Consider the following 25108-nt stretch of genomic DNA (forward strand, 5'->3'; position numbering starts at 1 on the left):
GAAAGTCCTTCGTAGTACTACGAAACAACGCGGGGGTTCCCCCGGTTGTGCCCCTTCACCCGCGCGAGTCGGGTCGCCTCGGTCACAACGCCTCGAAGCGCACCCGGTCACCCGGAGCCAGCAGTGCCGGTTCGTCCCGCGCGGGGTCGAACAGCGGCGCGTCCGTCGTGCCGATCAACCGCCACCCGCCGGGCGTCGCCCTCGGGTAGGCGGCGGTGAACTCGCCCGCCACGGCGACCGAACCGGCCGGGACGCGGGTCCTCGGCGAGTCCAGCCTCGGCTGCCGCAGCGGCTCCGGCAGGCCGGTCAGGTAGCCGAAGCCGGGCGCGAAGCCGCAGAAGGCCACCTCGTACTCGGCCCCGGTGTGCAGCGCGACCACCTCGTCCACCGCCAGGCCCGCCGTCTCCGCGACCAGCTCCAGGTCCGGCCCGTCGTAGCGGACCGGCAGCACGACCTCGCGCGCCCGCGCCGGGGCGACGGCCGACAGGTCGAGCCCGTCGAGCAGCTCGCGCACCGCCCCCAGCCCGCCGGGCGCGGCCTTGACCAGCACCGTCCTGGCGGCCGGGACGACCTCGTCGACCTGCGGCAGGTCGGCGGAGCGCACCGCCGCGCGCACCGCGGCGACCTCGTCCAGCGAACCCACCTCGACGAGCACCGCGTCGGAGCCGCACCGCCGCACCCGCATGGCCCTCCGCCCGGATCGGTTGGTCTGGATCGTCTGATTGTTGGATTGTTCAACAACCCGTGCGAAGGGCTATCCCCCGAACGGGCGGTGGTGTCGTGCGTGCTCCCCGTGGCGGGGCCGGTCGGGAGCCCCCGTCGGGGCTCGGCCGGTGGTCCGGTCCGCGTGGTCGGGAACGGCGGCCGTGGAACGCCGCCGGTGGTGCGCCGGGCCCGGCTCGCGCCGGGCTGGTCCGCTCTTCGCCGGGTGTCCGACCGGCGGGTCGCGCCGGTCGGGTGGCCTCGGGGACCGGGGTGGGGTCCCGCTCGGCCGGTGGGCCGGACCCGGCTCGCGCCGGGCCCGACCTCCTCGCTGCCTCGCCGTTCAGTGGTCTTGCGGTCCTGCCGGTCCTGCCGGTGCTGCGGTCTCGCGGTCCTGCCGTTCCGGGAGGTCGGCCCGGTGCTAGCCGACGACCCGGCGCAGGTGCGCCGAGGAGTGCGGCTGCATGGGCTGGCCGACCATCGCGCGCTCCTCGACGTACGCCAGGTCGCCGTTGTTGACGATGCCGTACAGCCGCTGCGCGCCGGTCACCTCCTTGGCGGTCGCCGTGCGGACCACCGCGTCGGTGCCGAACTCCCAGGAGGTCTGGTTGCGGGGCTTGCCGTAGAACAGCTCCACGATCCCGGTGTTGTGCGTCAGCAGCACCTCGATCGTGTCGTCGGGCTGCGGGCGCCAGAAGCCGGTCTCGCGCGCGGCCTGCCTGATCACCGCGCCGTCCTCGTCCAGCAGCCACGACCGCGCCTCGTAGTAGAGGAACGGCCGCCCGTCGTGGGCGAACGTGACCTGCTGGCCGAACCGGTACGGGCCCTCGATCGTGGGGTACACGATCTCGCCCTCACCGCGCCACACGCCCACCAGCGGCAGCAGCGCGAGGCACGCGTCGTGCAGCGAGGGGCCCTCCCGCAGGTTCGCGGTGTCCGCCGGGACCGGCAGGTCGTCGAACTGGGGGAGGTTGAGGGCGCGCGTCGACTCGGCGCGCTCCGCGGCAGCCTGGACCGCGGCGTCGCCGCTGCCGGGGGCCGGCGTCTGCTCTGCCATCACCGCTGGTCGGAGAACAGCCGGTACACGACGTACCCGGCGAACCACGTGATGAGCAACGACACGAGGACCAGCAGCGTGGTGAAGAAGTGTTCCACTCCGCAAGTTTACCGTCACCGGGCGTCGTGGCGCGGGACTCGGTGGCGAAGACCACCGGGCGCGTCGCCACTTGACCGAGCCAGAAAACGATCAAGATGATGGGTCGCACACCCGGAAGCGGCCCAGGGGTTGGGTTTCCGGCTCCCGGAGGACCTCGCGACCGCCCGTGACCGGCTCCCCCGGACGACCCGCGAACGACCCTCGGACGGCCCGCGAACGACCTCGCCCGGACGCGCGAGGGCCCCGGCGGCCGAACGCCACCGGGGCCCGCGCGGTGCTCGACCGGTCAGGCGACCGCGACCTCGACCGCGTGCACGCCGGGACCGCCCGCCGTCACCGCGGCCTCGCCGTTGCCCGACCGGTGCAGCGCCCGCACCGTCCAGTCGCCGGGCGCCGCGTAGAAGCGGAACTCGCCCTGCTCGGACGACACCACCTCGGCGGTGAACTCGCCGGACGAGTCCAGCAGCCGCACGTACGCGCCGCCGACCGGCGCGCCCTCGGCGCTGACCCGGCCCGACAGCACCACCTCGTTCGCGCTCACGTTCAGCTCCACGCCCTGCTGGGGCGCCCCGCAACCCGCCGCGCTCATCACGCCTCCTTGCCGGAGCCGAGCTCGACCGGCACGCCGATCAGCGAGCCGTACTCGGTCCACGATCCGTCGTAGTTCTTCACGTCCGAGTGCCCGAGCAGCTCGTGCAGCGCGAACCAGCTGTGCGAGGAGCGCTCGCCGATGCGGCAGTACGCGATGGTGCTGAGCGAGCCGTCCAGGCCCGCCTCCGCGTACAGCGCGGTCAGCTCCTCGTCGGACTTGAACGTGCCGTCCTCGTTGGCGGTCTTGCTCCACGGCACGTTGATCGCCGTGGGGATGTGCCCGCCGCGCTGCGCCTGCTCCTGCGGCAGGTGCGCGGGCGCGAGCAGCTTGCCGCTGAACTCGTCGGGGGAGCGCACGTCCACCAGGTTCTTCGCGCCGATCGCCTCGACGACCTCGTCGCGGAAGGCCCGGATCGACAGGTCCTGCTCCTGGGCCTGGTAGGTGGTCGCCTCGCGCTCCACGACCTCCTTGTCCAGGGGGCGGCCGTCCAGCTCCCACTTCTTGCGACCGCCGTCGACCAGCTTCACGGCCTCGTGGCCGTACAGCTTGAAGTACCAGTAGGCGTACGCGGCGAACCAGTTGTTGTTGCCGCCGTACAGGATCACCGTGTCGGAGTTCGCGATGCCCTTGGCGGACAGCAGCTTCTCGAAGCCCGCGCGGTCGACGAAGTCGCGGCGGACCGGGTCCTGCAGCTCGGTGCGCCAGTCGATCCGCACCGCGCCGGGGAGGTGGCCCCCCTCGTAGGCGGTGGTGTCCTCGTCGACCTCGACGAACACCACGCCGGGCGCGGTGAGGTTCTCCTCGGCCCAGGCGGCGGAGACCAGGACGTCTGCACGGCTCATCGAGCGGCTCCCATTCGTTGTGCGGAACTGCGGTTTCGGGTCTGCGGTCGTGCTCTCGGGGGCCGAGCGGGGCTGTGCTCGGCGGCGGGGGCTCGGGGCTGGTCAGGTGCGGGGCGCGAGCGCCGGGGCGATGCGGCGGACCAGCAGGAACAGCTCGCAGCCGAGGCACAGCCCCAGCGCGGCGTTCAGCAGGGCCGCGGTCAGCGCGGCCGACGTGGCCACCACGCCCAGCGCCGTCCAGCCCGCCGCGTAGCCGACCGTGCCGACCAGCGCGAAGGCGAACCCGACGCCCTGGGCGAACCGCAGCGGCGCCGCGTCCTCCCGCTCCGCCTCCGGCAGCCTGGGCTGCAGGACCCGCCGGTACACGTGCCCCCACGGGTTGAGCCGCAGCGACACGAAGGCGCACATCGCGAACAGGAAGGTCTGCGCGGCCAGCAGCCGCCACGAGCCGGTGAGCAGCACCAGCACCAGCACCGCGCTGGTGAACCAGGCGCTGAACCTGGCTCCCCTGGGATCGACGGGGACGTCTTTCGGCACGGCGACCTCCTGGCGTTGGCGTCAGGGGCGGTGGGGACGGGTGGCGCGCTCGGCGCGGTCACGCTCGGCGCGGTCACGACGACCTCGGCGGGTCAGCCCGCCGTGCGACACAGGCTGCTGCGGACGCGGCACAGGTCCACCGCGAGTCGCTTGGTCAGCAGCGCGTTCATGCCGTCGAGGGTAGCCGCTGGTCCCTGCCACCGGGAGTGGTGTCCAGGGGTTGGGAGGATCGGGTTCACCCGTCCGACGGGCGGGGCGGCCCGGTGAGCGCGCCGGACAGCTCCTCGGCGTCCGGCACGCCGGTGACCCGCAGCAGTTCGGTCCCGCGCCGGTCGTAGGCGATGGTGGTCGGGGTGCCGAGCACCCCCAGGTCGGCGGCCAGCGCGGGCCGCTCGGTCACGTCCAGCTCGGCCAGGCGCAGGCCACCGGTCCGCTCGACCAGCGCGCCCAGCACCTGCCGGCTGCGGCGGCAGCCCGCGCAGAACCGCGTCGTCACCTGCACCAGGGTCACCTCGGCGTCCGGGTCGAGCAGCGCCCGCACCTCGGCGGGCAGCCCGCGCCGCCGGGCGGGCGCCCGGACCCGGCCGCGCCCGCGCGTCGCGACGGCGACCGCCGCCACCACCGCGAGCGCGGCCAGCAGGCCGAGCAGGCCCCCGGTCACGCGGGCGCCCCAGGGAACCCGCCGCGACCGGGGGCCGCGCTCACCGCTGGTCCAGCGGGATGTCCTCCAGGGTCCCCTCGACGGTCAGCGCGCCGCTCTCCACCCGCACGGCGGTCGGCGTCACGGTGAACGGCAGCGAACCGGGGTCGATCTTCACGTTCAGCGCCGACCGCACCGCGCCCAGCACCTCGTTCAGCCCGGCCAGCGAGGTGTCGTCGATCTCCACGTCATTCACGCCGATCTCCACCATCCCGCCGGACAGCGTCACCGTGCCGTAGGCCGAGATCCGGATCTTGCGCCCGGCCAGCGAGGTCGTGCCGCTCAGCTTCACTGCGGCGGCGGTGGGCGGCTGCTGCCCGCCCTGCGTCTCGGGGCCGCCCTGCTCGACCGGCCTGGTGTCCGGCTCGATCGCCATGTCGGTGAACGGCGTGACCTGGTTGACCAGCCGGTTCAGGTCGTTCGCCTTGATCTTGACGCTGCCCTTGACCTGGTCGATGCGCGCGTTGCTGGTGTCGCCCGCCAGCAGCTCGGACAGCCCGATCCTGGTGTGGTAGAGGTTCGCCTTGATCTCCAGGTCGCGCAGCTGGTCGCGCACCGGCACGCCGTTGGCGGTGATCTCGATGTCCCGGTAGTCGCCGCCCAGCGCCTGGGTGATGAACGGGAAGCCGTTGATCCGCACGGCCGGGTCCTCGCTGAGCTGGAGCTTGTCCCGCATCCGCTGGGCCACCTGGTACTCACCCGCCGCAGCCAGGCCGAAGTCGGCCGCGACCAGCAGCCCGCCGAGCACCAGGGCCGTGATCACGAGCTTGCGGCCCCGCCGGGGTCGGCGGGGTTCGGGGGCGGTCATCGCCAGGTCCTCCAGGAAGCGTCGTCGAGCCAGGTCGCGATCCGGTCTACCAGAACGGGCGTCATCGCCGACTCGGCGTGGCCGATCCGGGGCTCCAGCCACAGCTCGGCCGCGCTGCCGGCGGCCCGGTGCAGCGCGGTGGCGTGGGCGGGCGCGAAGTACCGGTCCAGCTCGCCGTGCACCAGCAGCAGCGGCGTCGGCGCGATCCGGTGCACCACCTCGACGGGGCTCTCCGGGACCCGCGCCCACGGCCCGGCCAGCCGCACGCCCAGCGCGCGGGCGGCGAGCCTGCCGTGCGGCTGCTCCAGCAGCCAGTGCACGCGGCGCATCGCGGCGGTCTCCCGCGACCACCAGCGCGCCGGGCTGCTGACCGCCGCCACGGCGTCCGGCCGGTCGTCGGCGAGCGCGGCGTGCCGCAGCGCCACCGACGCGCCCATCGAGAACCCCACCACCACGACCCGCCGGTACCCCAGCTCGCGGGCCAGCGAAACCCCGGCGGCGATGTCGTGGACCTCGTCACCGCCGACGGTGGTCCGGCCGCCGGAGCGGCCGTGCCCCCGGAAGTCCAGCGCGACCACCCCGCCGTGCCGGGCGAAGCGGCGCAGCACCCGCGCCACGTACGGCTTGCCGGTGTGGTTGGTGAAGCCGTGGCCCACGACGAACGCCAGGTCCGGCGGGGTCGACGGGGCCGCCACGTGTACCCCGTGCAGGCGAACTCCGCCGTGTGACACGGGTGTAACAAGCGTGACGCTTGTGGAAACAACTGTGACCCTGTCCTGCTGACCTGGGTCTTTCGCGGCGCGCACCGGTATCGTCTCCGTCATCCGCAGGCAACGGGGCCCGGTCACCGTACTTCTCCGCGAGTGCTCCGGTGACCAACACCGGCCGAACAGGGAGGGCGCCGCGATGAGCATCGACGTGCTGCTGCTGACCACCGACCCGGACCCCGAGGCGGTGCTGCCCGCGCTGGCCCTGCTTCCGCACGAGGTCCGCCCGCTGCGCCCGGAGGTCTCCGCGCTGCTGGAGGCCGGACCCCACGACGTCGTCCTGGTGGACGCCCGCACCGACCTGGTCGGCGCGCGCGGCCTGTGCCGCCTGCTGGACTCCAGCGGCGTCGACGTCCCGGTCGTCGCGATCGTCACCGAGGGCAGCCTGGTCGCCGTCAACGCCGACTGGAGCGTCGACGAGATCCTGCTCCCCACGTCCGGCCCTGCCGAGGTGGACGCCCGGCTGCGCCTGGTGCGCTCCCGCCGCGGCGCCGCCCAGTCCGGCGGCGACGGCTCGCTGCAGCTCGGCGAGCTGGTCATCGACGAGGCCACCTACACCGCCCGCCTGCGCGGTCGCCCGCTCGACCTCACCTACAAGGAGTTCGAGCTGCTGAAGTACCTGGCGCAGCACGCGGGCCGGGTGTTCACCCGCGCGCAGCTGCTCCAGGAGGTCTGGGGCTACGACTTCTTCGGCGGCACCCGCACCGTGGACGTCCACGTGCGGCGCCTGCGCGCCAAGCTCGGCCCCGAGCACGAGTCGCTCATCGGCACCGTGCGCAACGTGGGCTACAAGTTCGTCCGCCCGCCGCGTCCCGGCTCGATCCGCCGCCCCGAGGCCGAGCAGGCCATCGGCGCGCCGCAGCTGGACGAGAGCGAGCTGTTCCGCGTCTGAGCGCCGGGTTCCCCGTTCCGGTCACCGGAGCGGGAGCCCGAACGCGGGGGCCCGACGGGTGGTCACCACCTGATCGACCGCCGCCGCAGCGGGTAGCGTCGCGGACGTGGCTGACCTGACCTGGCACGACGCGCTGGACCCCGAGCAGGCCGAGGAGATCACCCGGCTGCTCGCCGAAGCCGAGGAGGTGGACGGCGTCGCCCCGGTGGGCGAGGCCGTCCACCTCCGCTTGCGTCCGGGGGCCTCCGGCAGCGCGCACCTGCTGGCCCGCGTCGGCGGCGCCCTCGCCGGGTACGCGCACCTCGACCTGCTCGGCGACTCGGACGGCAACCTGGTGGCGGAGCTGGCCGTGCGGCCGGGGTCGCGCCGCGCGGGCGTCGGCTCCGAGCTGGCGGGAGCGGTCCTCGGCGCCGCCGCGGAGCGGGGGAAGCCGGTGCGCGCCTGGGCGCACGGCGACCGCGAGGGCGCGACCGGGCTCGCCGCGAAGCTGGGCCTGCGCAGGGTCCGCGAGCTGTGGGTGATGCGGCGCGAGCTGGCCGGGCTGCCCGAGGCCCCGCCGCTGCCCGAGGGCGTGTCGCTGCGGGCCTTCGCGCCGGGGCGGGACGAGGACGCGGTCGTGCGGGTCAACGCGCGGGCGTTCTCCTGGCACCCCGAGCAGGGCGCGATGACCGCCGACGACGTCCGCCTCAAGGAGGCCGAGGACTGGTTCGACCCGAGCGGCTTCCTGCTCGCGGTGGACGCCGACGACCGGCTGCTCGGCTTCCACTGGACCAAGCGGCACGACGAGTCGATGGGCGAGGTCTACGTGGTCGGCGTCGACCCGGACGCGCAGGGCGGCGGCCTCGGCAAGGCGCTCACCCTCGCGGGTCTGGTCCACCTGAAGAACACCGGACTGCGCGACGTGCACCTGTACGTCGAGTCCGACAACTCACCGGCGGTGCGCGTGTACACCCGGTTGGGCTTTTCGCGGTGGAAAGCGGACGTCCAGTACGCCCTGTAGTGACAAACCCATCACGCCATGCAAACGTGCAGGTCACGGGATCACCCTAATGGCCGTGGGTCCAGTCACCTCCCGTGTGGTGTTCACCTTCCGTTCATGTTCCCCTGGGGGTCTGTCCACTCTCGCTCCCTACCGTCCGTGTCGAGCGGTGAAACGCCGTTCAATCAAAGCCCCCGTACGTGGAGGACCCAGGTGAAGACCAAGCGGCACGGCGCCGTCGTCGGCCTTATCGCGGCCGGTGCGCTTCTGCTCACCGCATGTGGCAGCGACAACAACACCGCTGCGACCGGCAGCTCCTCGACGGGTGGCGCCAGCACCCCGTCCGTGCCGGTCGAGTGCGGCGGCAAGACGAAGCTGAACGCAGAGGGCTCCTCGGCTCAGAAGAACGCGATCGACACGTTCGTCCAGGCCTACCAGCAGCAGTGCGCGGGCGCCGACCTCGCGTACAACGGCTCCGGTTCCGGCGCGGGCATCAAGAACTTCAACGCGGGCCAGGTCGACTTCGGCGGTTCCGACTCCGCCATGAAGGACGCCGAGATCACCGCCGCCACCGAGCGCTGCCAGGGCAACCCGGCCTGGCACCTGCCGATGGTCTTCGGCCCCGTCGCCCTCGGCTACAAGCTGAACGGCGTCACCGACCTGGCCCTCAACGCCGAGGTCACCGCCAAGATCTTCAACGGCGCGGTCAAGAAGTGGAACGACCCGGCGATCTCCGCCCTCAACTCGGGCGCGAAGCTGCCCGACACCGAGATCAAGGTCGTCTACCGCAACGACGAGTCCGGCACCACGGACAACTTCCAGAAGTACCTGACCACGGCCGCGCCCGCCGCGTGGACCCAGGGCGACGGCAAGCAGTTCAAGGGCGGTGTCGGCGAGGGCAAGGAGAAGTCCGCCGGTGTCGCGCAGGCCGTGGCCTCCGTGGACGGCGCCATCACCTACGTCGAGCTGTCCTACGCCCAGGACAACAAGCTCTCGATCGCCAAGATCGACTCCGGCGCCGGCGCGGTCGAGCTGACCGGCGAGTCGGTCGGCAAGGCCATCGACAGCGCGAAGATCAAGGGTGAGGGCAACGACCTCGTCCTCGACCTGAACTCGATCTACGGCACCAAGGCCGAGGGCGCCTACCCGCTGCTCCTCGCCACCTACGAGATCGTCTGCTCCAAGGGCTACGACGCCGACACCGCCAAGGCCGTCAAGGCGTTCCTGACGGTCGCGGCCACCACCGGCCAGGCCGGTCTGGCGGACGCGGGCTACGCCCCGCTGCCCGACGCCTTCCAGGAGAAGCTGCTGACCGCCATCAAGGCGATCGCCTGAGTCAGGCAGACTCCGGACGTTGACGCGAAGTTGACGCGATGAACGACCGCACTGCGGCGCAGCGCCCCGCGGGCACCGGGACCGATCCCGGTGCCCGCGGGGGCGTCCCGGCCGCTCGACCAGCCCCGGAGGCTCCGATTCCCCCCACCTCGGAAGGCGAGAAGAAGGCGCACGTCCGGCCAGGTGACCGGATCTTCAGCGGGCTCGCCACCGGCTCCGGCGTCCTCGTCGTGGTGCTCATCGCGGCGATCGGCGTGTTCCTGCTCATGCAGGCCGTCCCGTCCCTCGCGCTGAACAACACGAACTTCCTGACCAGCCGCGAGTGGTCCACCGGCGACGTCAGCGACATGCGCTTCGGCATCCTGGACCTGCTCCTGGTCACCGTGGTGGCCTCGCTGGTGGCCCTGGCGATCGCCATGCCGATCGCGCTGGGCATCGCCCTCTTCCTCACCCAGTACGCGCCGCGCAAGCTGTCGAGGACGTTCGCCTACGTCATCGACCTGCTGGCCGCGGTCCCCTCGATCATCTTCGGCCTCTGGGGCCTGTTCATCCTGGGGCCGGTGCTCACGCCCATCGGCGAGTTCCTGACCGACAAGCTCGGCTGGATCTTCCTGTTCTCCGAGGGCAACGTCTCCATCGAGCTGGGCGGCACGATCTTCACCGCGGGCATCGTCCTCGCCGTGATGATCCTGCCGATCATCACGGCCGTCAGCCGCGAGGTCTTCGACCGCACGCCGCCCGCGCACGTCGAGGGCGCGATCGCGCTCGGCGCGACCAAGTGGGAGGTCGTCAAGACCACCGTCCTGCCGTTCGGCAAGGCCGGTTACGTCAGCGCCTCGATGCTCGGCCTCGGCCGCGCGCTCGGCGAGACCATCGCGCTGACGATCATCCTCAGCTCGACGGCCAAGGCCTTCGGCTGGAGCCTCTTCGACGGTGGCGCCACGTTCGCCTCGAAGATCGCGCTGGCCGCGCCCGAGTTCAACGACCCGAAGTCGGCGGGCGCCTACGTCGCCGCGGGCCTGGTGCTGTTCGTCCTGACCTTCGTGGTCAACGCGATCGCCCGGTCCATCGTCGCCGGTCACAAGGAGTACGAATGATGGCCGAGACGGCGGACCTGGACCGCCTGGCGAAGCCGCCCACGTTCCAGAGCATCAGCGGCGTCCGCAAGTTCAAGAACGGCCTGGCCACCGCGCTGGTGTGGCTGGCGTTCGGCGTCGCGATCATCCCCCTGGTCTGGGTGCTCTACACCGTGATCCAGCGGGGCTTCCCGGTCGTGCTCAACGCCGACTGGTGGCAGAAGTCCCTGTCCGGCCTGCTGTCCCGGCAGCAGGGCGGCGGCGTCTACCACGCGATCTACGGCACGCTGGTCCAGGGCCTGGTCTGCGCCCTGATCTCGGTCCCGATCGGCATGTTCGTCGGCGTCTACCTGGTCGAGTACGGCGGCCGGTCGAAGCTGGCCAAGGCCACCACGTTCATGGTCGACATCCTCACCGGTGTCCCGTCCATCGTGGCCGCGCTGTTCATCTACTCGCTGTGGATCACCACGTTCGGCTTCGGCCGCAGCGCGTTCGCGGTGTCGCTGGCCCTGGTGCTGCTCATGGTCCCCGTGATCGTGCGCACCACCGAGGAGATGCTCAAGATCGTCCCCGACGAGCTGCGCGAGGCCTCCTACGCGCTGGGCATCCCCAAGTGGAAGACCATCGTGAAGATCGTCCTGCCCACCGCGCTCTCCGGCATCCTCACCGGCATCATGCTGGCGCTGGCGCGCGTGATGGGCGAGACCGCCCCGGTGCTGGTGCTGGCGGCGTACGCGCCGTTCATCAACTACAACCTGTTCGACGGGCCGATGGCGTCGCTCCCGCTGCTCATGACCACGGAGCGCAACAACCCGACGGACGCGGGCTTCGACCGGCTCTGGGGTGCGGCGATCACCCTGGTCCTGATCATCACGTTGTTCAACCTGCTGGCGACCGCGGCCTCGCGGTGGCTGGCCCCGAAGACCAAGTGAGCGGGCACTGATGGCCAAGCGCATCGACGTCAAGGACCTCAACCTCTACTACGGCAAGTTCCACGCCGTGAACGAGGTCTCCCTAGCCGTGCCGCCGCGCAGCGTGACCGCCTTCATCGGCCCGTCCGGCTGCGGCAAGTCCACCGTGCTCCGCTCGCTGAACCGCATGCACGAGGTGGCGCCCGGCGCCCGCGTCGAGGGCAAGGTGCTGCTGGACGGCGAGGACATCTACGCCTCCTCGGTCGACCCGGTGCAGGTGCGCCGCACCATCGGCATGGTGTTCCAGCGCCCCAACCCGTTCCCGACGATGTCCATCCGCGACAACGTCGTGGCGGGGCTGCGCCTGGCGGGCGTGAAGAACCGCAAGCAGCTCGACGAGGTCGCGGAGCGCTCCCTGCGCGGCGCGAACCTGTGGAACGAGGTCAAGGACCGCCTCGACCGGCCCGGCGGCGGCCTGTCGGGCGGTCAGCAGCAGCGCCTGTGCATCGCGCGGGCCATCGCCGTCCAGCCGGACGTGCTGCTGATGGACGAGCCCTGCTCGGCCCTGGACCCGATCTCCACGCTGGCGATCGAGGACCTGATCACGGAGCTGAAGAAGGACTTCACCATCGTGATCGTCACCCACAACATGCAGCAGGCGGCGCGCGTCAGCGACCAGACCGCGTTCTTCAACCTGCTCGGCGTGGGCCAGCCCGGCAGGCTGATCGAGGTGGACGACACCGAGAAGATCTTCTCGAACCCCACCCAGAAGGCCACCGAGGACTACATCTCGGGCCGCTTCGGCTGATCGTCGGATTTCTTGGAGAAGCCCCCCGCGCGATTCGCGCGGGGGGCTTTTTCACGGGCGTTCCGGAGGTATCTTCTTCGTGCGGGGCGATCGGTGCCGCTGACACCTCGAGCGCCTGCGGAGCGGGCCCGGCGACGAACCGGGAACCCTCCGCTTTCGGCGCGCGTCGAATCCGGGGACGGGGCGGCACCGGTGCGGGTACCGTGCTTGCTCGGGAACGGGCTGTGAGCGCTGACCAGGGGGTAGACGTGGGACAGGGGCAGGAGACACCGGGGCAGGGGAACGGGCAGCACCCGATCTCGGCGCAGCAGCGCGAGTCCGCGACCGATATCGAGCAGAGGCACTACGAGGGGATTCCTGAGTCCCCCTCCATCCCCCTCTTCCCCGGTTCGATGGTCGTCGTGGCCCAGCGCGCCGTCGCCGGTGCGCAGGCGAACGTCGAGATCGCCGCGAACAACGTGGCGCTGACGAGCCAGTACCAGCAGACGGGCCAGGGGTACCGCCCCTCGATGGACGCCAACTGCCAGAACTACCTCTCGCGCGACCACCCCACCCTCAAGGGGATGGTGAACGACAACATGTCGCCCGCGAGCGCGAGGCAGCAGGGCGACGCCTGGAACGAGGTCGGCAACACCCTCGTCACCCTGCAGGACGGCCTGCGGTCCGCGACCGAGGCCAGCAAGGACGCCTGGACGGGCACGGCGGCCGAGTCCGCCCGGACCTACTTCGGCGGGGTCACCGACTGGTCCGCCGTGGCCGCGACCAGCGCCCAGCTCACCAGCGGGCGGCTGCACCAGCAGAGCGAGGCCGCCGAGCGGGCCAAGCTGAACATGCCCGAACCGGTGCAGTTCAGCCGCTCGGACGCGATCGCGCTGTTCTTCCAGGAGACCTCCTTCTCGAACCTGGACGGCGGCATCAAGGCCGTGGCGGAGAAGTACGAGGCGAAGCAGGCCGCCCACGAGGAAGCCGCGCAGGTCATGTCGACCATGGCCACCTCGTTCCAGCAGACCGGCTCGACCATGCCCTCGTTCGCCGCGCCCCCGCCCATGACCGGCTCGGACACGGGCTCCTCGACCAGCGGTGACAGCACCTCGATCAGCTCGCGCCCCGACACGAGCGTCGGCAACGGCATCGGCAGCAGCTCCGGGACGGGCCGCATCGGCGGGACCGGCACCGGGAACGGCGGGTCGTACGTCTACGAGGGCGGTCCGACCGGCGGTGGTGGCACCGGCACCGGTGGTGGAGGCAACGGCAACGGCGGGTCGAACAACTCGGGCGGCGGCAACACCAACCAGTCCGGTGTCACCAACCCCGGCGGCATCGGCGGTGGTGGTGGCACGGGTGGTGGCGGTGGCATCGGTGGTGGTGGCACGGGTGGTGGCGGTGGTGGCACCGGCGGTGGGTACGTCCCGCCCGGTGGCATCGGCTACGTCCCGCCAGGTGTCGGCGGCGGTGGCGGCACGGGTAACGGCACCGGCGGCCTCGGCGGTCGGGGTGGCCTCGGCGGTACCGGCGCGGGCGGCCTCGGCGGCCGTGGTGCGGGCGGTGGCCTGTCCGGCGGTCCCGGCGGCCTCGCTGCGGCGGGTGGTCGCGCGGGCGGTTTCGGCGGCGGTGCGGGTGGCTTCGGCGCCGGTGGTTCCGGCATGGGCGGTGGCCTCGGTTCCGGCGGCTCCTCCTCCGCGCTCGGCGAGGGCGGTCGCAGCGGCGTCGGCGGCTACGGCTCCAACGCAGCCGGTGGCCTCGGCGGCGCGGCGGCCGGTCGCGGTGGCGCGGCGGCCGGTGGCATGGGTGCGGGTGGCATGGGCGCCGCAGGTGGCCGGGGCAACGGGGAAGAGGACAAGGAGCACAAGTCCGCCTCGTACCTCCAGGAGACCGAGGACGTCTTCGGGGACGGGACGCTCGTGGCGCCTCCCGTCATCGGCGGGTGAGCGTGTTCTCGTTCAGCCTGTCCCACGCCGCAGCCGACATCCTCTGGGAGGACCTCGACCTCGGTAGCCGTCCCTTCCCCCTCGAGTTCCCCTACTTCGGGGACACGATGGACCAGCGCGAGGGCATCCGGCGCGCGGTCCACCGGGATCTCGAGTCGCGCGGCCTCGCCCGGCGGGGCCGCGTGGTGCCCGAGGTCGAGGAGGCTCTCAAACTGGTGGTGCGCGGTGACTACCAGGTGGACGCGTTCGCGGGTCTCGACCCGCGTAACTACGACCACCAGCTCCTGGCGCGCGGTGGCGCGGCGCGGGACGTGGCGGCGCTCGCCGTCATGGACGACCGGCAGATCAAGGTGGACCTGATCCGCGCTCCCGCGCTGCTGCACGCCCTCGTCTCGCTGGTGCCCCCGGCCCCGCCGGGGCCGGGGCACTCGGTCACCGTTCCACTCCCGCAGCAGCCCGAGGCGAAGCCCGTCCAGCGGCGGGAAGAGGACTACGACAGCGCCACCTTCACCAGGGCGGTCGCTTCCCGCGCGGGCGGCAATCCGCAGATGCGGTTGCTGGAATCGCTGTTCTCCCGCCCCCGGTTGCGCGTCGGGCGGTACGGGCTCGCGGTCCGAGGCCGCAACGGCAAGCCGGTCAAGGCGCCCGAGGTGTCCTGGTTCGACACCGACCAGGGCCGCTACATGATGCAGAGCAGGCCCGGCCAGGACGGCCAGCGCTGGATGACGGCCGCGCCCGCCGACAGCGGCCGGATCGCCATGCAGCTCGGCCAGGACCTCAACTTCCTGCTCAACAGCTGACCCCGCGCAACGCGGAGGGGGCGGGTCCGCGCGCCGCGGACCTGCCCCCTCCGTCGTCGATCAGGCCTCTTCGTCGCCGTATCCGGGCATCTTGCCCGTCACCACGAACACGGTCCGCTTCGCGACCGACACCGCGTGGTCCGCGAACCGCTCGTAGAAGCGGCCCAGCAGGGTGGTGTCCACGGCGGACGGCACGCCGTGCGGCCACTCCTTGTCCATGATCACCGTGAACAGGTGGCGGTGCAGGTCGTCCATCGCGTCGTCCGCCTCCTCCAGGGACCTGGCGCGCGCCACGTCCTGGGTGCGGATGATGTCCGTCGCCTCCGTCGCCAGCTCGACCGCGATGCGGCCCATCTCGGCGAAGTAGGGGGCGACCGGCTCGGCCAGCACGTGGTTCGGGTGCCTGCGCCGCGCGGCCTTCGCCACGTGCAGCGCCAGGTCGCCCATCCGCTCCACGCTCTCCGCGGCGTGGATGACCGCGAGCACCGTGCGCAGGTCGGTCGCGACGGGGGCCTGGAGCGCGAGCAGGGCGTAGGCCTGCTCCTCGATGCCCGCGCGCACCTCGTCGATCTTGGCGTCGTCGCTGATCACCTGCTCGGCGACGCCCAGGTCGGCCTCCAGCAGGGCCTTCGTGGCCAGCTCCATCGCCTTGCCGGACATCGCACACATGTCGGCCAGTCGCTCCGCGAGCTGTCCGAGCTGGTCTTGGTAGGCCTCACGCATGTCCCAAGCCTAGGGCCCCCTGATCGCGCGGGCGACATTCCCCGGTGAACCGGGGATGAACCCGTGGCGACCAGATGATCGGCGCCACCCGTCGGGAGCTGCGAGAACGGCAGAACTCCCGAGAGGTGGCGCCGAGTGGTCAGCCGGTCACGCGCAGGGGTCGACGGCCGCGTTCACCACGGGCAAATCCCCGGTGCCCGAGCCGCTGTCGGCGGAGACGCCGCCGCTCTGGCCCGCCTGGGGCTTCTCGACCGCGCCCTCCCAGCCGGAGCCCATCATCAGCGCCACGGCGCCGCCCATGCTCTCGTCGACCTGGAGCTCCGCGTCCGGGACAGCGGCCCGCAGGGTCGCCGCGGCGTTCTCGTTGCCGGTGGCGTAGCGGATGAACGTCCTGGTGGACGGCTGGTCGGCGACACCGATGTAGGCGACCTTGAAGCCGACCTCTTCCAGCTTGGTCTTGGTGTTCTTCGGGGCGTAGCCGCCCGAGGTCTGGTTGAAGACCTGGACCCGCACGCTGCCGGGGTCGAGCACGGTGCCGGGCTGCTTCTCGGCCTTCTTCTCGGTGGTCCCGCCCTCGCTGGGGGACTCGCCGGGCAGCGGGGTGCCGTCGATGACCGCCTGGAAGAGCGCCTTGGTCTCGTCCTCCTGCAGGACCTCGAAGTTGTCGTCGTTGCTCGGGGTCGGGCCCTCGTCGGTGCTGTGGGGGACGGTCACGAAGCTGACCCGCCCGGCGTCCAGCCCCTGCAGGGACTGGGCGAGCGTCAGCATGGAGTCCACGCCGATGTTCTGACCCGCGGTGGAGGACGCGAAGGCGTTGAGGAAGCCGTTGAGCTTGGTCGGGCTGAGCAGCAGCTCGCTCGACATGGCCTTGCGCAGCAGCGCGGACAGGAACTGCTGCTGCCGCTTGATCCGGTCGTAGTCGCCGAACTCCTCGGTCTTGACCTTGCGGGCGCGGACGTAGTCCAGCGCCTTCTGACCGTTGATGTCGTACTTGCCGGGCTTGTCGAAGATCATGCCCAGCTCGCCGTCGTCCATGACCGAGGGCACGCACACGCCCACGGTCCCGACGGCGTCGACCATGCCCTTGAAGCCGTTGAAGTCGACGCTGACGAAGCGGTTGATGTCCAGCCCGCTCAGCTGGGTCATGAACTTGCTGACGCACTGCGGGCCGCCGGTGGCGTAGACCTCGTTGGCCTTCACGCCCTCCGCCTCGGGCAGCACCTTGTCCGAGTAGGTGTCGCTGGCCGAGTCCCAGCTGTTGCACGCGGGCCGCGTGACCTGGAGGTCACGCGGCATCGACACCACCACCATGCGCTTCCGGTCGGCCGGGACGTGCGCGATCATCATCACGTCCGACCGGGCGCCGACGACCTCGCTGGTGTCGCCGACGCCGTCCGAGTCCTTCGCACCCGCACGTGTGTCCGAGCCGATGATGAGGAAGTTCTCGTCGCCGAGCTGCTTCTCCGCCTCGTGCACGGCCGCCGAGTTCTGGCCGAGCGCGTCGATCCGGGTGATCTTGCTGTCGAAGTGCAGCATCGCGCCCCAGCCGATGCCGCTGGCCAGGAACACCACCACCGCCGAGGTCAGCGAGATCGCCTTGATGATCCGGACGATCTTGCTCTGCTTGGCGGTCCGCCCCTTGCGGCCCTTGCCCTTCCCCTTGCCGCCGCTGTCGGCGTCCGGGTCGTCGGGGTCCTCGGGGTCGACCGGCTCGGCGTACTCCGTGGCGTCCTCGTCGACCTCGGACTTCCACGGCATCAGCTTCTGCCTGCGCTCCTTGCGCTGGCGCTCCTGCTCGGCGAGCTCGTCGTGGACGGCGGAGAAGCGGGCGAGGGTGTGGTCGACCTCGCGCAGCTTCTTGATGTCGTCGCTGATGGCCTCCATCTCGGTGGTGAGGCTCGCCGGGTCGATCTGCTCCCTCGGCTCGGGGCCTCCCGGACCGGGCGGAGGACCGCCGAGCGCGGGCACGCCGGGGGGCGGGAGCGGCAGCGCGTCCTCGTTGTCCTCGGCGAACCGGCTGGGGGGACCGTCGTGCGGGCCCTGCCTGCCGCTCTCGGGCGCGAGCCTGCGCGGACCCCGGCCCGCGTCGCCGTCGGCGAAGCTCTCGGCGCGCGCCTGGCGGTCGTCGCCGGGCGGGACGGGCCTCGGCCGCATCCCGGTGCCCTCGGGACCCCTGCCCTCGGGACCCCTGCCCTCGGGACCCATCGGGCCGTCGCCGGGGGCGAGCCTGCGCGGGCCGTCCTCGGGCAGGCCGGGGCCGTCGCCGGGGATCGGGCGGGGACGCATCCCGGTGCCCTCCGGACCCCGGCGGGGCCCGTCCTCGGGCAGGCCGCGGAAGCCGTCCTCGAAGTCCTCGCCGGGCATCGGGCGCGGCATCCGGGTGCTGCTGCCCTCCGGACCGGGACGGCGCGGACCACCGGGCGGGCCGGGCGGCGGGCCGTCGTGGCCCGCCAGCCTGGCCGGGCCGTCGCCGGGGACCGGCCGGGGCCGCGTGCCGGTGCCCTCGGGGCCCCTGCGGGGGCCGTCCTCGGGGATCGGGCGCGGCATCCGGGTGCTGCTGCCGTCCGGCGGGACCGGGCGGGACCGGGGACCGGGGCCGTCCGGGCCGGGGCCCATCGGACCGCCGTCGCCCGGCATCGGGCGCGGGCGGACGCCGGTGCCCTCCTGCCCCCTGCGCGGGCCGTCCTCGGGCAGGCCGGGGCCGTCGCCGGGGATCGGGCGGGGGCGCATCCCGGTGCCGTCGGGACCCCGGCGGGGCCCGTCCTCGGGCAGACCGGGCGGACGGCCGTCGAAGCCGTCGCCGGGCATCGGGCGCGGGCGGGAGCCCGTGCCGTCGGGACCGTCCGGTCCCGGCATCCCCGGACCGTCGCCGGGCATCGGCCTCGGGCGCGTCCCGGTGCCGTCGGGACCGGGCCTGCGCGGACCGCGCGGACCGTCGCCGAGCTCGGGACCGGGGCGGCGCGGGCCGTCGACCGGACCGTCGGGGCCCGGCCTGCGGGGACCGTCCTGGGGACCGCGCGGACCGCCGTCGACCTCGGGGCGCGCGCGGCGACCGGTGGCGTCGGGGCCCTGCGGGCCCGCGTCCGGCCTGGCCCTGCGGCCGGTGGCGTCGGGACCGGGACCGCGCTGGCCCCGGCCGTCGGCCTCGGCGCCGTGCGGCGGGAGCGACCTGCGGCCGGTCGGCTCACCGGGCGAGAGCCTGGACAGCCGCGCCGCGGACTCCTCGGCGGGCGCGTCGGCGACCTCGTCGCCCCGCGCGTCCGGCCTGCGCCGGTCGGCGGCCTGCGGCCACGGGGCCTCGTCGGTGAAGGAGCGGCCCCTGCGGGCGGCGGGCTCGTGGCGCCCGCCCTCCTCGGCGAAGCCGTCCTCGGGCGCGGTCGCCCTGGACCGCCGCCCAGCCCCCTCACCGGGAGCCTGGCGGCTTCGGGGGCCGGGCTCCTCCTGGTGGGCCGGGACGCCCTCCTCGGGGGCGGAACGCCTGCCTGAGGGCGCGGGCTCGTCGTGACGCGCGCGCCTGCTCGCGCGCGAGACGCCTTCGGGCGCGGCGGCCTCGCGGTCGGCCTCCGGAGCGGCGCGCCGACCGGTCTGGGGCTCCTCCGGCGCCGCGCGGCGCCCGGAGGGGGCCTCGTCGTGCCGGGCGCGCCGACCACCGGCGGCCTCGACCGCCGGGTCCGGCTCGCCGTGCACGGGTGCGGCGTACCGCGTCTCCTCCTCGTGCGCGGACGGCTCCGGCCTCGCCCTGCGGCCCGCGCGCGGACCGGCCTCACCCGAGTGGACGGGTGCGGCGGAGTGGGACGGCCCCTGGCCGTCGTCCTCGGGCTCGTGGGCCGCCCTGCGGCGGCCCTGCGGCGGCTCCTGCGCTGGTCGGTGCGCGTGGTCGCCCTGCTGGCGACCGCTCTCCGGGCCCTGCGGCTCGGATCTGTGGGCGGGTGGCTCCGGCGCGGCGCGGCGACCGGACGGTTCCGGTGCGGCGCCGCGCTGCGGACCGGAGTCCGACTGGCCCGGCGGGATGGGACGCGGGATGTTCGTGCGGCTGTGCTGTTCCAGCAGATCCGACACGCTCAGACCGCCGCTGCCCTCCATCGACCTGCGGCGACGCCCGGTCGGCTGGTCATCCTGCGGGGCCTGGTCGCCTCCGGGTCCGGTGCCGCCACGGCGGGGCTCGTCGGGCACCCGGTCTCCCTTCAGCAATTGGTCATCGGTCAGGTCGTCATCACGAGTTGACGACAGCAAGGACACGGTGAAAGCACCTGCGGCGTGTCACTTGCGCACGCGATACTACGGACGCCCGCCAATTCTGACGACCACTCCCGGTGATAGAGGGGTGGGGGGTGGTCGGATACGCGCAGCAGGTTACGCCCGAACGGGTGAGTTGGGTGCGCGTTTCAGTAACCGGACACCCTCGGTTCAGTGATTCCGCGTCGCCCAGAAGCAGCACCGGCCAACCGAACGCGTCCGCCCTCCCGGTAGGCGACTGCGTTCCGTCCCGATTGCTTCGCCGTGTAGAGGAGGCTGTCGGCGCGCAACAACTGCTGCTCCGGGGCCACCGGTGGGCGGGAGGGCGTCTCGGCGGCCGGGGGTTCGTACGCCAGGCCGATGCTGACAGTCACCCTCAGGCCGGGAGCGAGCGAGGCCCAGGCGTGACGCTCGACACGCATCCTGGCCGCTTCGGTGATCTGGATCGCACTCGCGACGTCCACGTCGGGCAGCACGATGACGAACTCCTCGCCCCCGTAGCGGGCGCAGAACCCCTGCTCCGGCAGCTCCGCCTGGAGCAACTCCACCACCCGCTGGAGCACCCGGTCGCCCAGCAGGTGCCCGAACGTGTCGTTCACCTGCTTGAACCAGTCGAGGTCGATCAGCGCGATGGCCAGCCCGCCGGTCGTGGCGCCCCGCTCGGCGACCAGCGACACCAGGCGCTCGTCCAGGTAGCGGCGGTTGTAGCTGTCGGTCAGGCTGTCCCGCAGGCTCTGCTCGCGGGCCTCGGCGTGCTCCCTGCGCAGCCGGTCCACCTCGCGGCGCAGCTGCTCCGGCACCTTCGGCTGCTCCTCGCGCCCCGCGTGGACCAGGTCGAACGCCGAGCGCAGGTGCTGGTAGGCCTGCCGCCACTGGCCCCTGGAGGCGAGCAGTGTCGCGATCGACTCGTGCAGCTGCACCAGCCCGGTGCCCTCGGAAGCGGGCGCGGGCGCCTCGGGGCCGCCCTCCCGATCGGGATCGGCGACCTCGGGCCGCAGTGCGGTCATCGTGCTCACCTCCTCACTTGCCAAGGTGTCGTCTCCTAGGAGGCGGCTCTTGAGCGAGCGGGACACGTCAGAGGTTGATTTCCCTCTACCGGTTGACCGTGCACTGCTCCGAACCGGTGACGTTTCCGGTCGGTCAGCGGAAAACCGTCACGCGGCGCACGGTGCGAAGCCGTAGGCGCGCCCGTTCAGCAGCACGACGTGCTGCGAGCCGATCTGCGAGCCGACCTCCACGCCGTCCCGGTGCACCGTGATCGTCACGGCCACGACCAGCACGACACCGCGCGGGTGCGCCTCGTCGCCGCTCGCGGGCGACCACTGGTTGTCCAGCCGCAACGTGCCCATCGCCGGGCGGAAGGTGATCGTCCCGGACGGCGGTCGGCAGCCCGAGTCCCGGTAGTCCGGGTGCTGGGTCTCCTCCAGCAGCGCGTGCTGCTTCTCCAGCCCCTGCTCGCCCGCCGAGTTCAGGTCGTCGAAGTAGTTCCGCACCAGGCCCCGGTCCGAGTCGGTCAGCCGGATCGGCACCGCCGTCCCCGCGACCGCGCCGGAGCACCCCGTCACCAGCAGCGCCCCGACCAGCAGCGCCGCGCCGCGCGCCAGCTCAGCCACCCGAGTGCATCTCCTCGGCCTCGGGCACCGCCGCGTCCTCGGGGTCGTCCAGCCAGCCCTCCGGGAGAATCACCCGGGCGGGGGAACCCTGTCGGCCGCGCGGGCCGTCCGCGTCGGAGGGGTACTCGGCGGTCCGGTCGAGCTGGCCGACCAGGTCCTGGAGCTCGGCCAGCGTGCTGACCATCGCCAGCGACCGGCGCAGGTCGCCGCCGACCGGGAAGCCCTTCAGGTACCAGGCCATGTGCTTGCGCAGGTCGCGGACGCCCTTCTCCTCGCCGAGGTAGTCGGCCAGGAGCGCGCCGTGCCGCCAGAGGATGTCGGCGACCTTGCCCAGCGTCGGCGGCGCGGGCAGCGGCTCGCCCCGGAAGGCGGCCTGCAGCTCGCCGAACAGCCACGGCCTGCCCAGGCAGCCCCGGCCCACCACGACCCCGTCGCAGCCGGTGCGGGCGACCATGTCGAGCGCGTCCTGGGCGCTGAAGACGTCGCCGTTGCCCAGCACCGGGATGGAGGTCACCGCCTCCTTCAGCCGGGCGATGGCCGACCAGTCGGCGGTGCCGGAGTAGCGCTGGGCGGCGGTGCGGGCGTGCAGCGCCACGGCCTGCGCGCCCTCGTCCTCGGCGATGCGGCCCGCGTCGAGGTAGGTGAGGTGCTCGTCGTCGATGCCGATCCGGAACTTCACGGTCACCGGCACACCCGCGGGCTCGGCGGCGCGCACGGCGGCCCGCACGATCTCCCGGAACAGCTTCCGCTTGTACGGCAGCGCCGCCCCGCCGCCCTTGCGGGTGACCTTGGGGACGGGGCAGCCGAAGTTCATGTCGATGTGGTCGGCCCGGTCCTCGCCGGTGATCAGCTTGACGGCCTCGGACATGGACACCGGGTCGACGCTGTAGAGCTGCATCGAGCGGGGGTGCTCGTCGGGGCCGAAGGCCAGCATCTCCATGGTCTTGGAGTCGCGCTCCACCACGGCGCGGGCGGTGATCATCTCGCAGACGTAGAGCGAGCCGGGGCTCCCGAACTCCCGGCACAGCTGCCGGAAGGCGATGTTCGTGATGCCCGCCATCGGGGCGAGCACGACGGCCGGGTCGACCGAGTACCGGCCGATCTTCAGCGAGGGAGGGGGAGCTGCCACGCGGACCAGGCTAGTCGCAGCCGGGGCCCGCGCCCGCCGTTCCGGCGCTTTCCGGCTCCCGTCCCGCGACCGGAGGGAGGCCGGTGGCCGCTGGTTACAGTCGTCCGGTGGCGACGTCACCCGATCAGCGGCGAGAGCGCTACATGCGCGCGGCGGTGTCCTGCTTCGCCCGGTACGGCTACCGGCGCACGTCGATGGACGCGATCGCCGCCGCCGCGGACGTCTCCCGGCCCGCGCTGTACCAGTACTACCGGGGCAAGGAGGAGATCTTCCGGGAGGCCGTGGGGTGGGCGCTGGAGGGTTTCCTGGAGCGGGTCGAGGTCGCGGCGCGGGGGCCCGGCGGGGTGGCCGAGCGGCTGACCGCCGTGCTCGGGCTGGTGCTGCGGATGCACGCGGGCGAGGTGTTCCAGGCGGAGCTGATCGACGAGACGCAGCAGCGGGCGGTCGAGCAGTGGACGCGCTTCGAGCGGCGGATGGTCGAGGTGCTGGAGGGCGTGCTGGGGCCGTGCGCCGGGGCGGACGAGGTGGCCGGGGTGCTGTTCTACGGGGTCAAGGGCATCACGCTGCACCTGGGCGGCGTCGAGCGCCAGGAGGTGCTCCTGCGCCGTCTGGTGGAGTTGACCGTTCGGGGGCTGACAACCTGACATTTCGGCTCTACTTTGTCAGGTCTGTGACCTGATGCCCGTCACCCAGGAGGTTCCCCGATGACCGCCGACGAGGCCCGCGCCCGCATCGCCGAGATCCGAGGGGCGGGTGGTCGCACGACGGTCGAGGAGCTGGACGTCCTGTGGGCGGCGCTGCCGACCGTGGCGCCGGAGGAGCTGCTGGGGGACTGGCGCGGCAGCGAGTTCGTGAGCGGCCACAGCTTCGAGGGGAACCTGGAGAAGGCCGGGTGGTACGGCAAGACGTTCACGTCGTTGACCGACGTGACGCCCCTGGTGTGCCGGGACGCGGACGGCGGGCTGTACGCGAACGAGGAGCTGGCCGGGGGTGGGGCGAGCCTGTGGACGGTCGAGTTCCGGGGCGAGGCGACCGCGACGATGGTCTACGACGGCAGGCCGGTGCTGGACCACTTCAAGCGGCTCGACGAGCGCGCGGTGCTCGGGGTGATGAACGGCAAGGGCGTGCTGGACGGGGGGAAGCACTACTACTTCGTCCTGGAGCGGGCGTGATCCGCCGCGCCCGCGCGGCCCTGGTCGAACGCCCCGGCGGCCCGTTCGAGGTCCGCGAGGTGGAGCTGGACGACCCCAGGCCGGACGAGGTCCTGGTGCGCGTGCTGGCGGCGGGGGTGTGCCACACGGATCTGCTGATGCGCCGGACGTGGCCGGAGCGCTTGCTGCCCATGGTCTTCGGTCACGAGGGCGCCGGGGTCGTGGAGGCGGTCGGGGCGGGGGTGGCCTCTGTGGTGGTGGGGGATTCGGTGTGCCTGAGCTACCGGAGCTGCGGCCGGTGCGCGGAGTGCGCGGCGGGGTGGAACCCGTACTGCCTGCACGCGGGGGCGAACGCGCGGGGCGTGCGGGAGGACGGCAGCACCGCGCTTCGCCGAGCCGGGACGCCGGTGTACGGCGGGTTCTTCGGCCAGTCGAGCTTCGCGACGCACGCGATCGCGCACGAGAGCAGCGTGGTGAAGGTGCCCGCCGATCTGCCCCCGGTGGTGGCCGCGCCACTGGGGTGCAGCGTCCAGACGGGGGCCGGGAGGGTGTTCAACGTCCTCAACGCGGCGCCCGGCGAGGTGCTGGTGGTCTGCGGGGCGGGCGGCGTGGGCCTGAGCGCGCTGCTGGCGGCGAACGTGCGCGGGTGCCGCACGGTCGTGGTGGAGCCGGTGGAGTCCAGGCGCGCGCTGGCGCTGTCCCTGGGTGCGGCGGCGGCGGTCCCACCGGGAACGCCGCTCGCGGACCTGACCGGCGGCGGCGCCCACCACGCGGTGGACACGACGGGCCGGGCGGACGCGATCGGCGAGGCGGTGGGGGCGCTGCGCCGGAGGGGGACGCTGGCCCTGGTGGGACTGGGCGGGAAGGTGGAGCTGGACCTGGGAACGCTGGTGCACAACGGGATTCGCGTCCGAGGCGTGATCGAGGGCGACGCGGTGCCGGGCACGTTGATCCCGGACCTGGTGGCCCTGCACCGGCAGGGCGTCCTGCCGATCGAGCGGCTGATCGGGGAGTACCCGTTCGAGCAGATCGAGAGGGCGGCGCAGGACGCGACGACGGGGCGCTGCGTGAAACCGGTGCTGAGGTTCGATCAGCAGGTCTCGTAGTGCGGCCTGGGTGCCGGAACCACGCCCACGACGATCTCGTGCGATCAACCGGCTTTCGGTCGCCACAGCCGCGCTCGACGTCCTGGCCAGCGGAAACATCGCGCGTGATGGGGTGGGAGATGAGCCGGGTCTTCCCGCCACGCTCCCGAGAGCCGTGACCTCGGGCTTTGGTGGGCCGCCAGGGACTCGAACCCTGAACCCGAAGAGTAAGAGCCTTTGCTTGGCGTTGTTCGCCGATCTTCCTCGATAGTACTCACTACCTGCGTGAACCCGGTCTTGATCTAAGCACTGTGGACAGTCGCATCTCGACGTTTGTC

At 72.7% G+C, this 25108-nt stretch carries 24 protein-coding genes; 11 read left to right on the forward strand and 13 right to left on the reverse strand.

Going from position 1 to position 25108, the window contains the following annotated elements; all coding sequences use genetic code 11:
- Positions 1 to 82: 82 nt before the first annotated feature.
- The 8 genes from pxpB to LV78_RS08780 form a co-directional block, all read right to left on the reverse strand.
- Positions 83 to 685 carry a 5-oxoprolinase subunit PxpB gene (gene pxpB / locus LV78_RS08745; protein ID WP_253844199.1) on the reverse strand — a complete coding sequence of 201 codons (603 nt, stop codon included), beginning with the start codon at positions 683 to 685 and terminating at the stop codon, positions 83 to 85.
- Between the two features lie 438 nt (positions 686 to 1123).
- Positions 1124 to 1759: a heme-binding beta-barrel domain-containing protein gene (locus LV78_RS08750; protein ID WP_253844200.1), complete on the reverse strand. Its 636-nt coding sequence runs from the start codon at positions 1757 to 1759 to the stop codon at positions 1124 to 1126.
- A 385-nt stretch (positions 1760 to 2144) separates the two neighbouring features.
- Positions 2145 to 2447, reverse strand: a complete 303-nt coding sequence (locus LV78_RS08755; protein ID WP_253844201.1) for a DUF1416 domain-containing protein — start codon at positions 2445 to 2447, stop codon at positions 2145 to 2147.
- Entirely contained in the window at positions 2447 to 3292 is an 846-nt protein-coding gene (locus LV78_RS08760; RefSeq protein WP_253844202.1) for a sulfurtransferase, read from the reverse strand. The genes LV78_RS08755 and LV78_RS08760 overlap by 1 nt, the downstream gene beginning before the upstream one ends.
- Before the next feature lie 102 nt (positions 3293 to 3394).
- Complete coding sequence (locus tag LV78_RS08765) at positions 3395 to 3829, reverse strand: DUF4395 domain-containing protein (protein WP_253844203.1); 435 nt, start codon at positions 3827 to 3829, stop codon at positions 3395 to 3397.
- A 235-nt stretch (positions 3830 to 4064) separates the two neighbouring features.
- Complete coding sequence (locus tag LV78_RS08770) at positions 4065 to 4490, reverse strand: thioredoxin family protein (RefSeq protein ID WP_253844204.1); 426 nt, start codon at positions 4488 to 4490, stop codon at positions 4065 to 4067.
- A 40-nt stretch (positions 4491 to 4530) separates the two neighbouring features.
- The gene (locus LV78_RS08775; protein WP_253844205.1) at positions 4531 to 5337 is read right to left on the reverse strand and encodes an LmeA family phospholipid-binding protein; all 807 of its coding nucleotides are present in this window, start codon (positions 5335 to 5337) and stop codon (positions 4531 to 4533) included.
- Positions 5334 to 6032, reverse strand: a complete 699-nt coding sequence (locus LV78_RS08780; RefSeq protein WP_308208687.1) for an alpha/beta hydrolase family protein — start codon at positions 6030 to 6032, stop codon at positions 5334 to 5336. The genes LV78_RS08775 and LV78_RS08780 overlap by 4 nt, the downstream gene beginning before the upstream one ends.
- Before the next feature lie 211 nt (positions 6033 to 6243).
- Here LV78_RS08780 and LV78_RS08785 point away from each other — a divergent pair, with 211 nt between their 5' ends.
- The 8 genes from LV78_RS08785 (at position 6244) to LV78_RS08820 (ending at position 14833) form a co-directional block, all read left to right on the forward strand.
- A complete protein-coding gene (locus LV78_RS08785) occupies positions 6244 to 6996 on the forward strand; it encodes a response regulator transcription factor (RefSeq protein WP_253844207.1) in 753 nt (250 codons plus the stop codon).
- Between the two features lie 106 nt (positions 6997 to 7102).
- Entirely contained in the window at positions 7103 to 7996 is an 894-nt protein-coding gene (gene mshD, locus LV78_RS08790) for a mycothiol synthase (protein ID WP_253844208.1), read from the forward strand.
- 192 nt (positions 7997 to 8188) lie between these two features.
- On the forward strand, positions 8189 to 9310 hold the full coding sequence (gene pstS, locus LV78_RS08795) for a phosphate ABC transporter substrate-binding protein PstS (RefSeq protein WP_253844209.1): 1122 nt from the start codon (positions 8189 to 8191) through the stop codon (positions 9308 to 9310).
- A gap of 38 nt (positions 9311 to 9348) precedes the next feature.
- Positions 9349 to 10407: a phosphate ABC transporter permease subunit PstC gene (pstC, locus tag LV78_RS08800; RefSeq protein WP_253844210.1), complete on the forward strand. Its 1059-nt coding sequence runs from the start codon at positions 9349 to 9351 to the stop codon at positions 10405 to 10407.
- The gene (pstA, locus tag LV78_RS08805) at positions 10404 to 11318 is read left to right on the forward strand and encodes a phosphate ABC transporter permease PstA (RefSeq protein WP_253844211.1); all 915 of its coding nucleotides are present in this window, start codon (positions 10404 to 10406) and stop codon (positions 11316 to 11318) included. Before pstC ends, pstA begins: the two co-directional genes overlap by 4 nt.
- Positions 11319 to 11328: 10 nt before the next feature.
- Positions 11329 to 12105: a phosphate ABC transporter ATP-binding protein PstB gene (gene pstB, locus LV78_RS08810; protein ID WP_015805491.1), complete on the forward strand. Its 777-nt coding sequence runs from the start codon at positions 11329 to 11331 to the stop codon at positions 12103 to 12105.
- Positions 12106 to 12329: 224 nt separating this feature from the next.
- Entirely contained in the window at positions 12330 to 14033 is a 1704-nt protein-coding gene (locus LV78_RS08815; protein WP_253844212.1) for a hypothetical protein, read from the forward strand.
- Positions 14030 to 14833 (forward strand): ESX secretion-associated protein EspG, encoded by an 804-nt coding sequence (locus LV78_RS08820; RefSeq protein ID WP_253844213.1) that lies wholly within the window; start codon positions 14030 to 14032, stop codon positions 14831 to 14833. Before LV78_RS08815 ends, LV78_RS08820 begins: the two co-directional genes overlap by 4 nt.
- 60 nt (positions 14834 to 14893) lie before the next feature.
- On the opposite strand, the gene phoU is transcribed toward LV78_RS08820, so the two are convergent.
- From phoU to dusB, 5 genes are all read right to left on the reverse strand, one after another.
- Positions 14894 to 15556, reverse strand: a complete 663-nt coding sequence (gene phoU, locus LV78_RS08825; protein WP_253844214.1) for a phosphate signaling complex protein PhoU — start codon at positions 15554 to 15556, stop codon at positions 14894 to 14896.
- Positions 15557 to 15703: 147 nt separating this feature from the next.
- Positions 15704 to 19729, reverse strand: a complete 4026-nt coding sequence (locus LV78_RS41515) for an LCP family glycopolymer transferase (RefSeq protein ID WP_253844215.1) — start codon at positions 19727 to 19729, stop codon at positions 15704 to 15706.
- A 212-nt stretch (positions 19730 to 19941) separates the two neighbouring features.
- Positions 19942 to 20799: a GGDEF domain-containing protein gene (locus LV78_RS08835; protein ID WP_253844216.1), complete on the reverse strand. Its 858-nt coding sequence runs from the start codon at positions 20797 to 20799 to the stop codon at positions 19942 to 19944.
- Positions 20800 to 20946: 147 nt separating this feature from the next.
- Positions 20947 to 21405, reverse strand: coding sequence for a hypothetical protein (locus LV78_RS08840; RefSeq protein WP_253844217.1), 459 nt, complete (start codon positions 21403 to 21405; stop codon positions 20947 to 20949).
- Positions 21398 to 22543 (reverse strand): tRNA dihydrouridine synthase DusB, encoded by a 1146-nt coding sequence (dusB, locus tag LV78_RS08845; RefSeq protein ID WP_301306201.1) that lies wholly within the window; start codon positions 22541 to 22543, stop codon positions 21398 to 21400. The genes LV78_RS08840 and dusB overlap by 8 nt, the downstream gene beginning before the upstream one ends.
- A 98-nt stretch (positions 22544 to 22641) precedes the next feature.
- Between dusB and LV78_RS08850 the strand changes: the two genes are divergently transcribed.
- From LV78_RS08850 to LV78_RS08860, 3 genes are read left to right on the forward strand one after another with little or no spacing between them, the layout of a single operon-like run.
- The gene (locus LV78_RS08850; RefSeq protein WP_253844219.1) at positions 22642 to 23178 is read left to right on the forward strand and encodes a TetR/AcrR family transcriptional regulator; all 537 of its coding nucleotides are present in this window, start codon (positions 22642 to 22644) and stop codon (positions 23176 to 23178) included.
- Between the two features lie 60 nt (positions 23179 to 23238).
- Entirely contained in the window at positions 23239 to 23706 is a 468-nt protein-coding gene (locus LV78_RS08855; RefSeq protein ID WP_253844220.1) for a DUF4334 domain-containing protein, read from the forward strand.
- The gene (locus tag LV78_RS08860) at positions 23703 to 24791 is read left to right on the forward strand and encodes an NAD(P)-dependent alcohol dehydrogenase (RefSeq protein WP_253844222.1); all 1089 of its coding nucleotides are present in this window, start codon (positions 23703 to 23705) and stop codon (positions 24789 to 24791) included. Before LV78_RS08855 ends, LV78_RS08860 begins: the two co-directional genes overlap by 4 nt.
- The last annotated feature ends 317 nt before the right edge of the window (positions 24792 to 25108 follow it).

The organism is Actinosynnema pretiosum (genome assembly GCF_024171695.1).
Lineage (GTDB): Bacteria > Actinomycetota > Actinomycetes > Mycobacteriales > Pseudonocardiaceae > Actinosynnema > Actinosynnema pretiosum.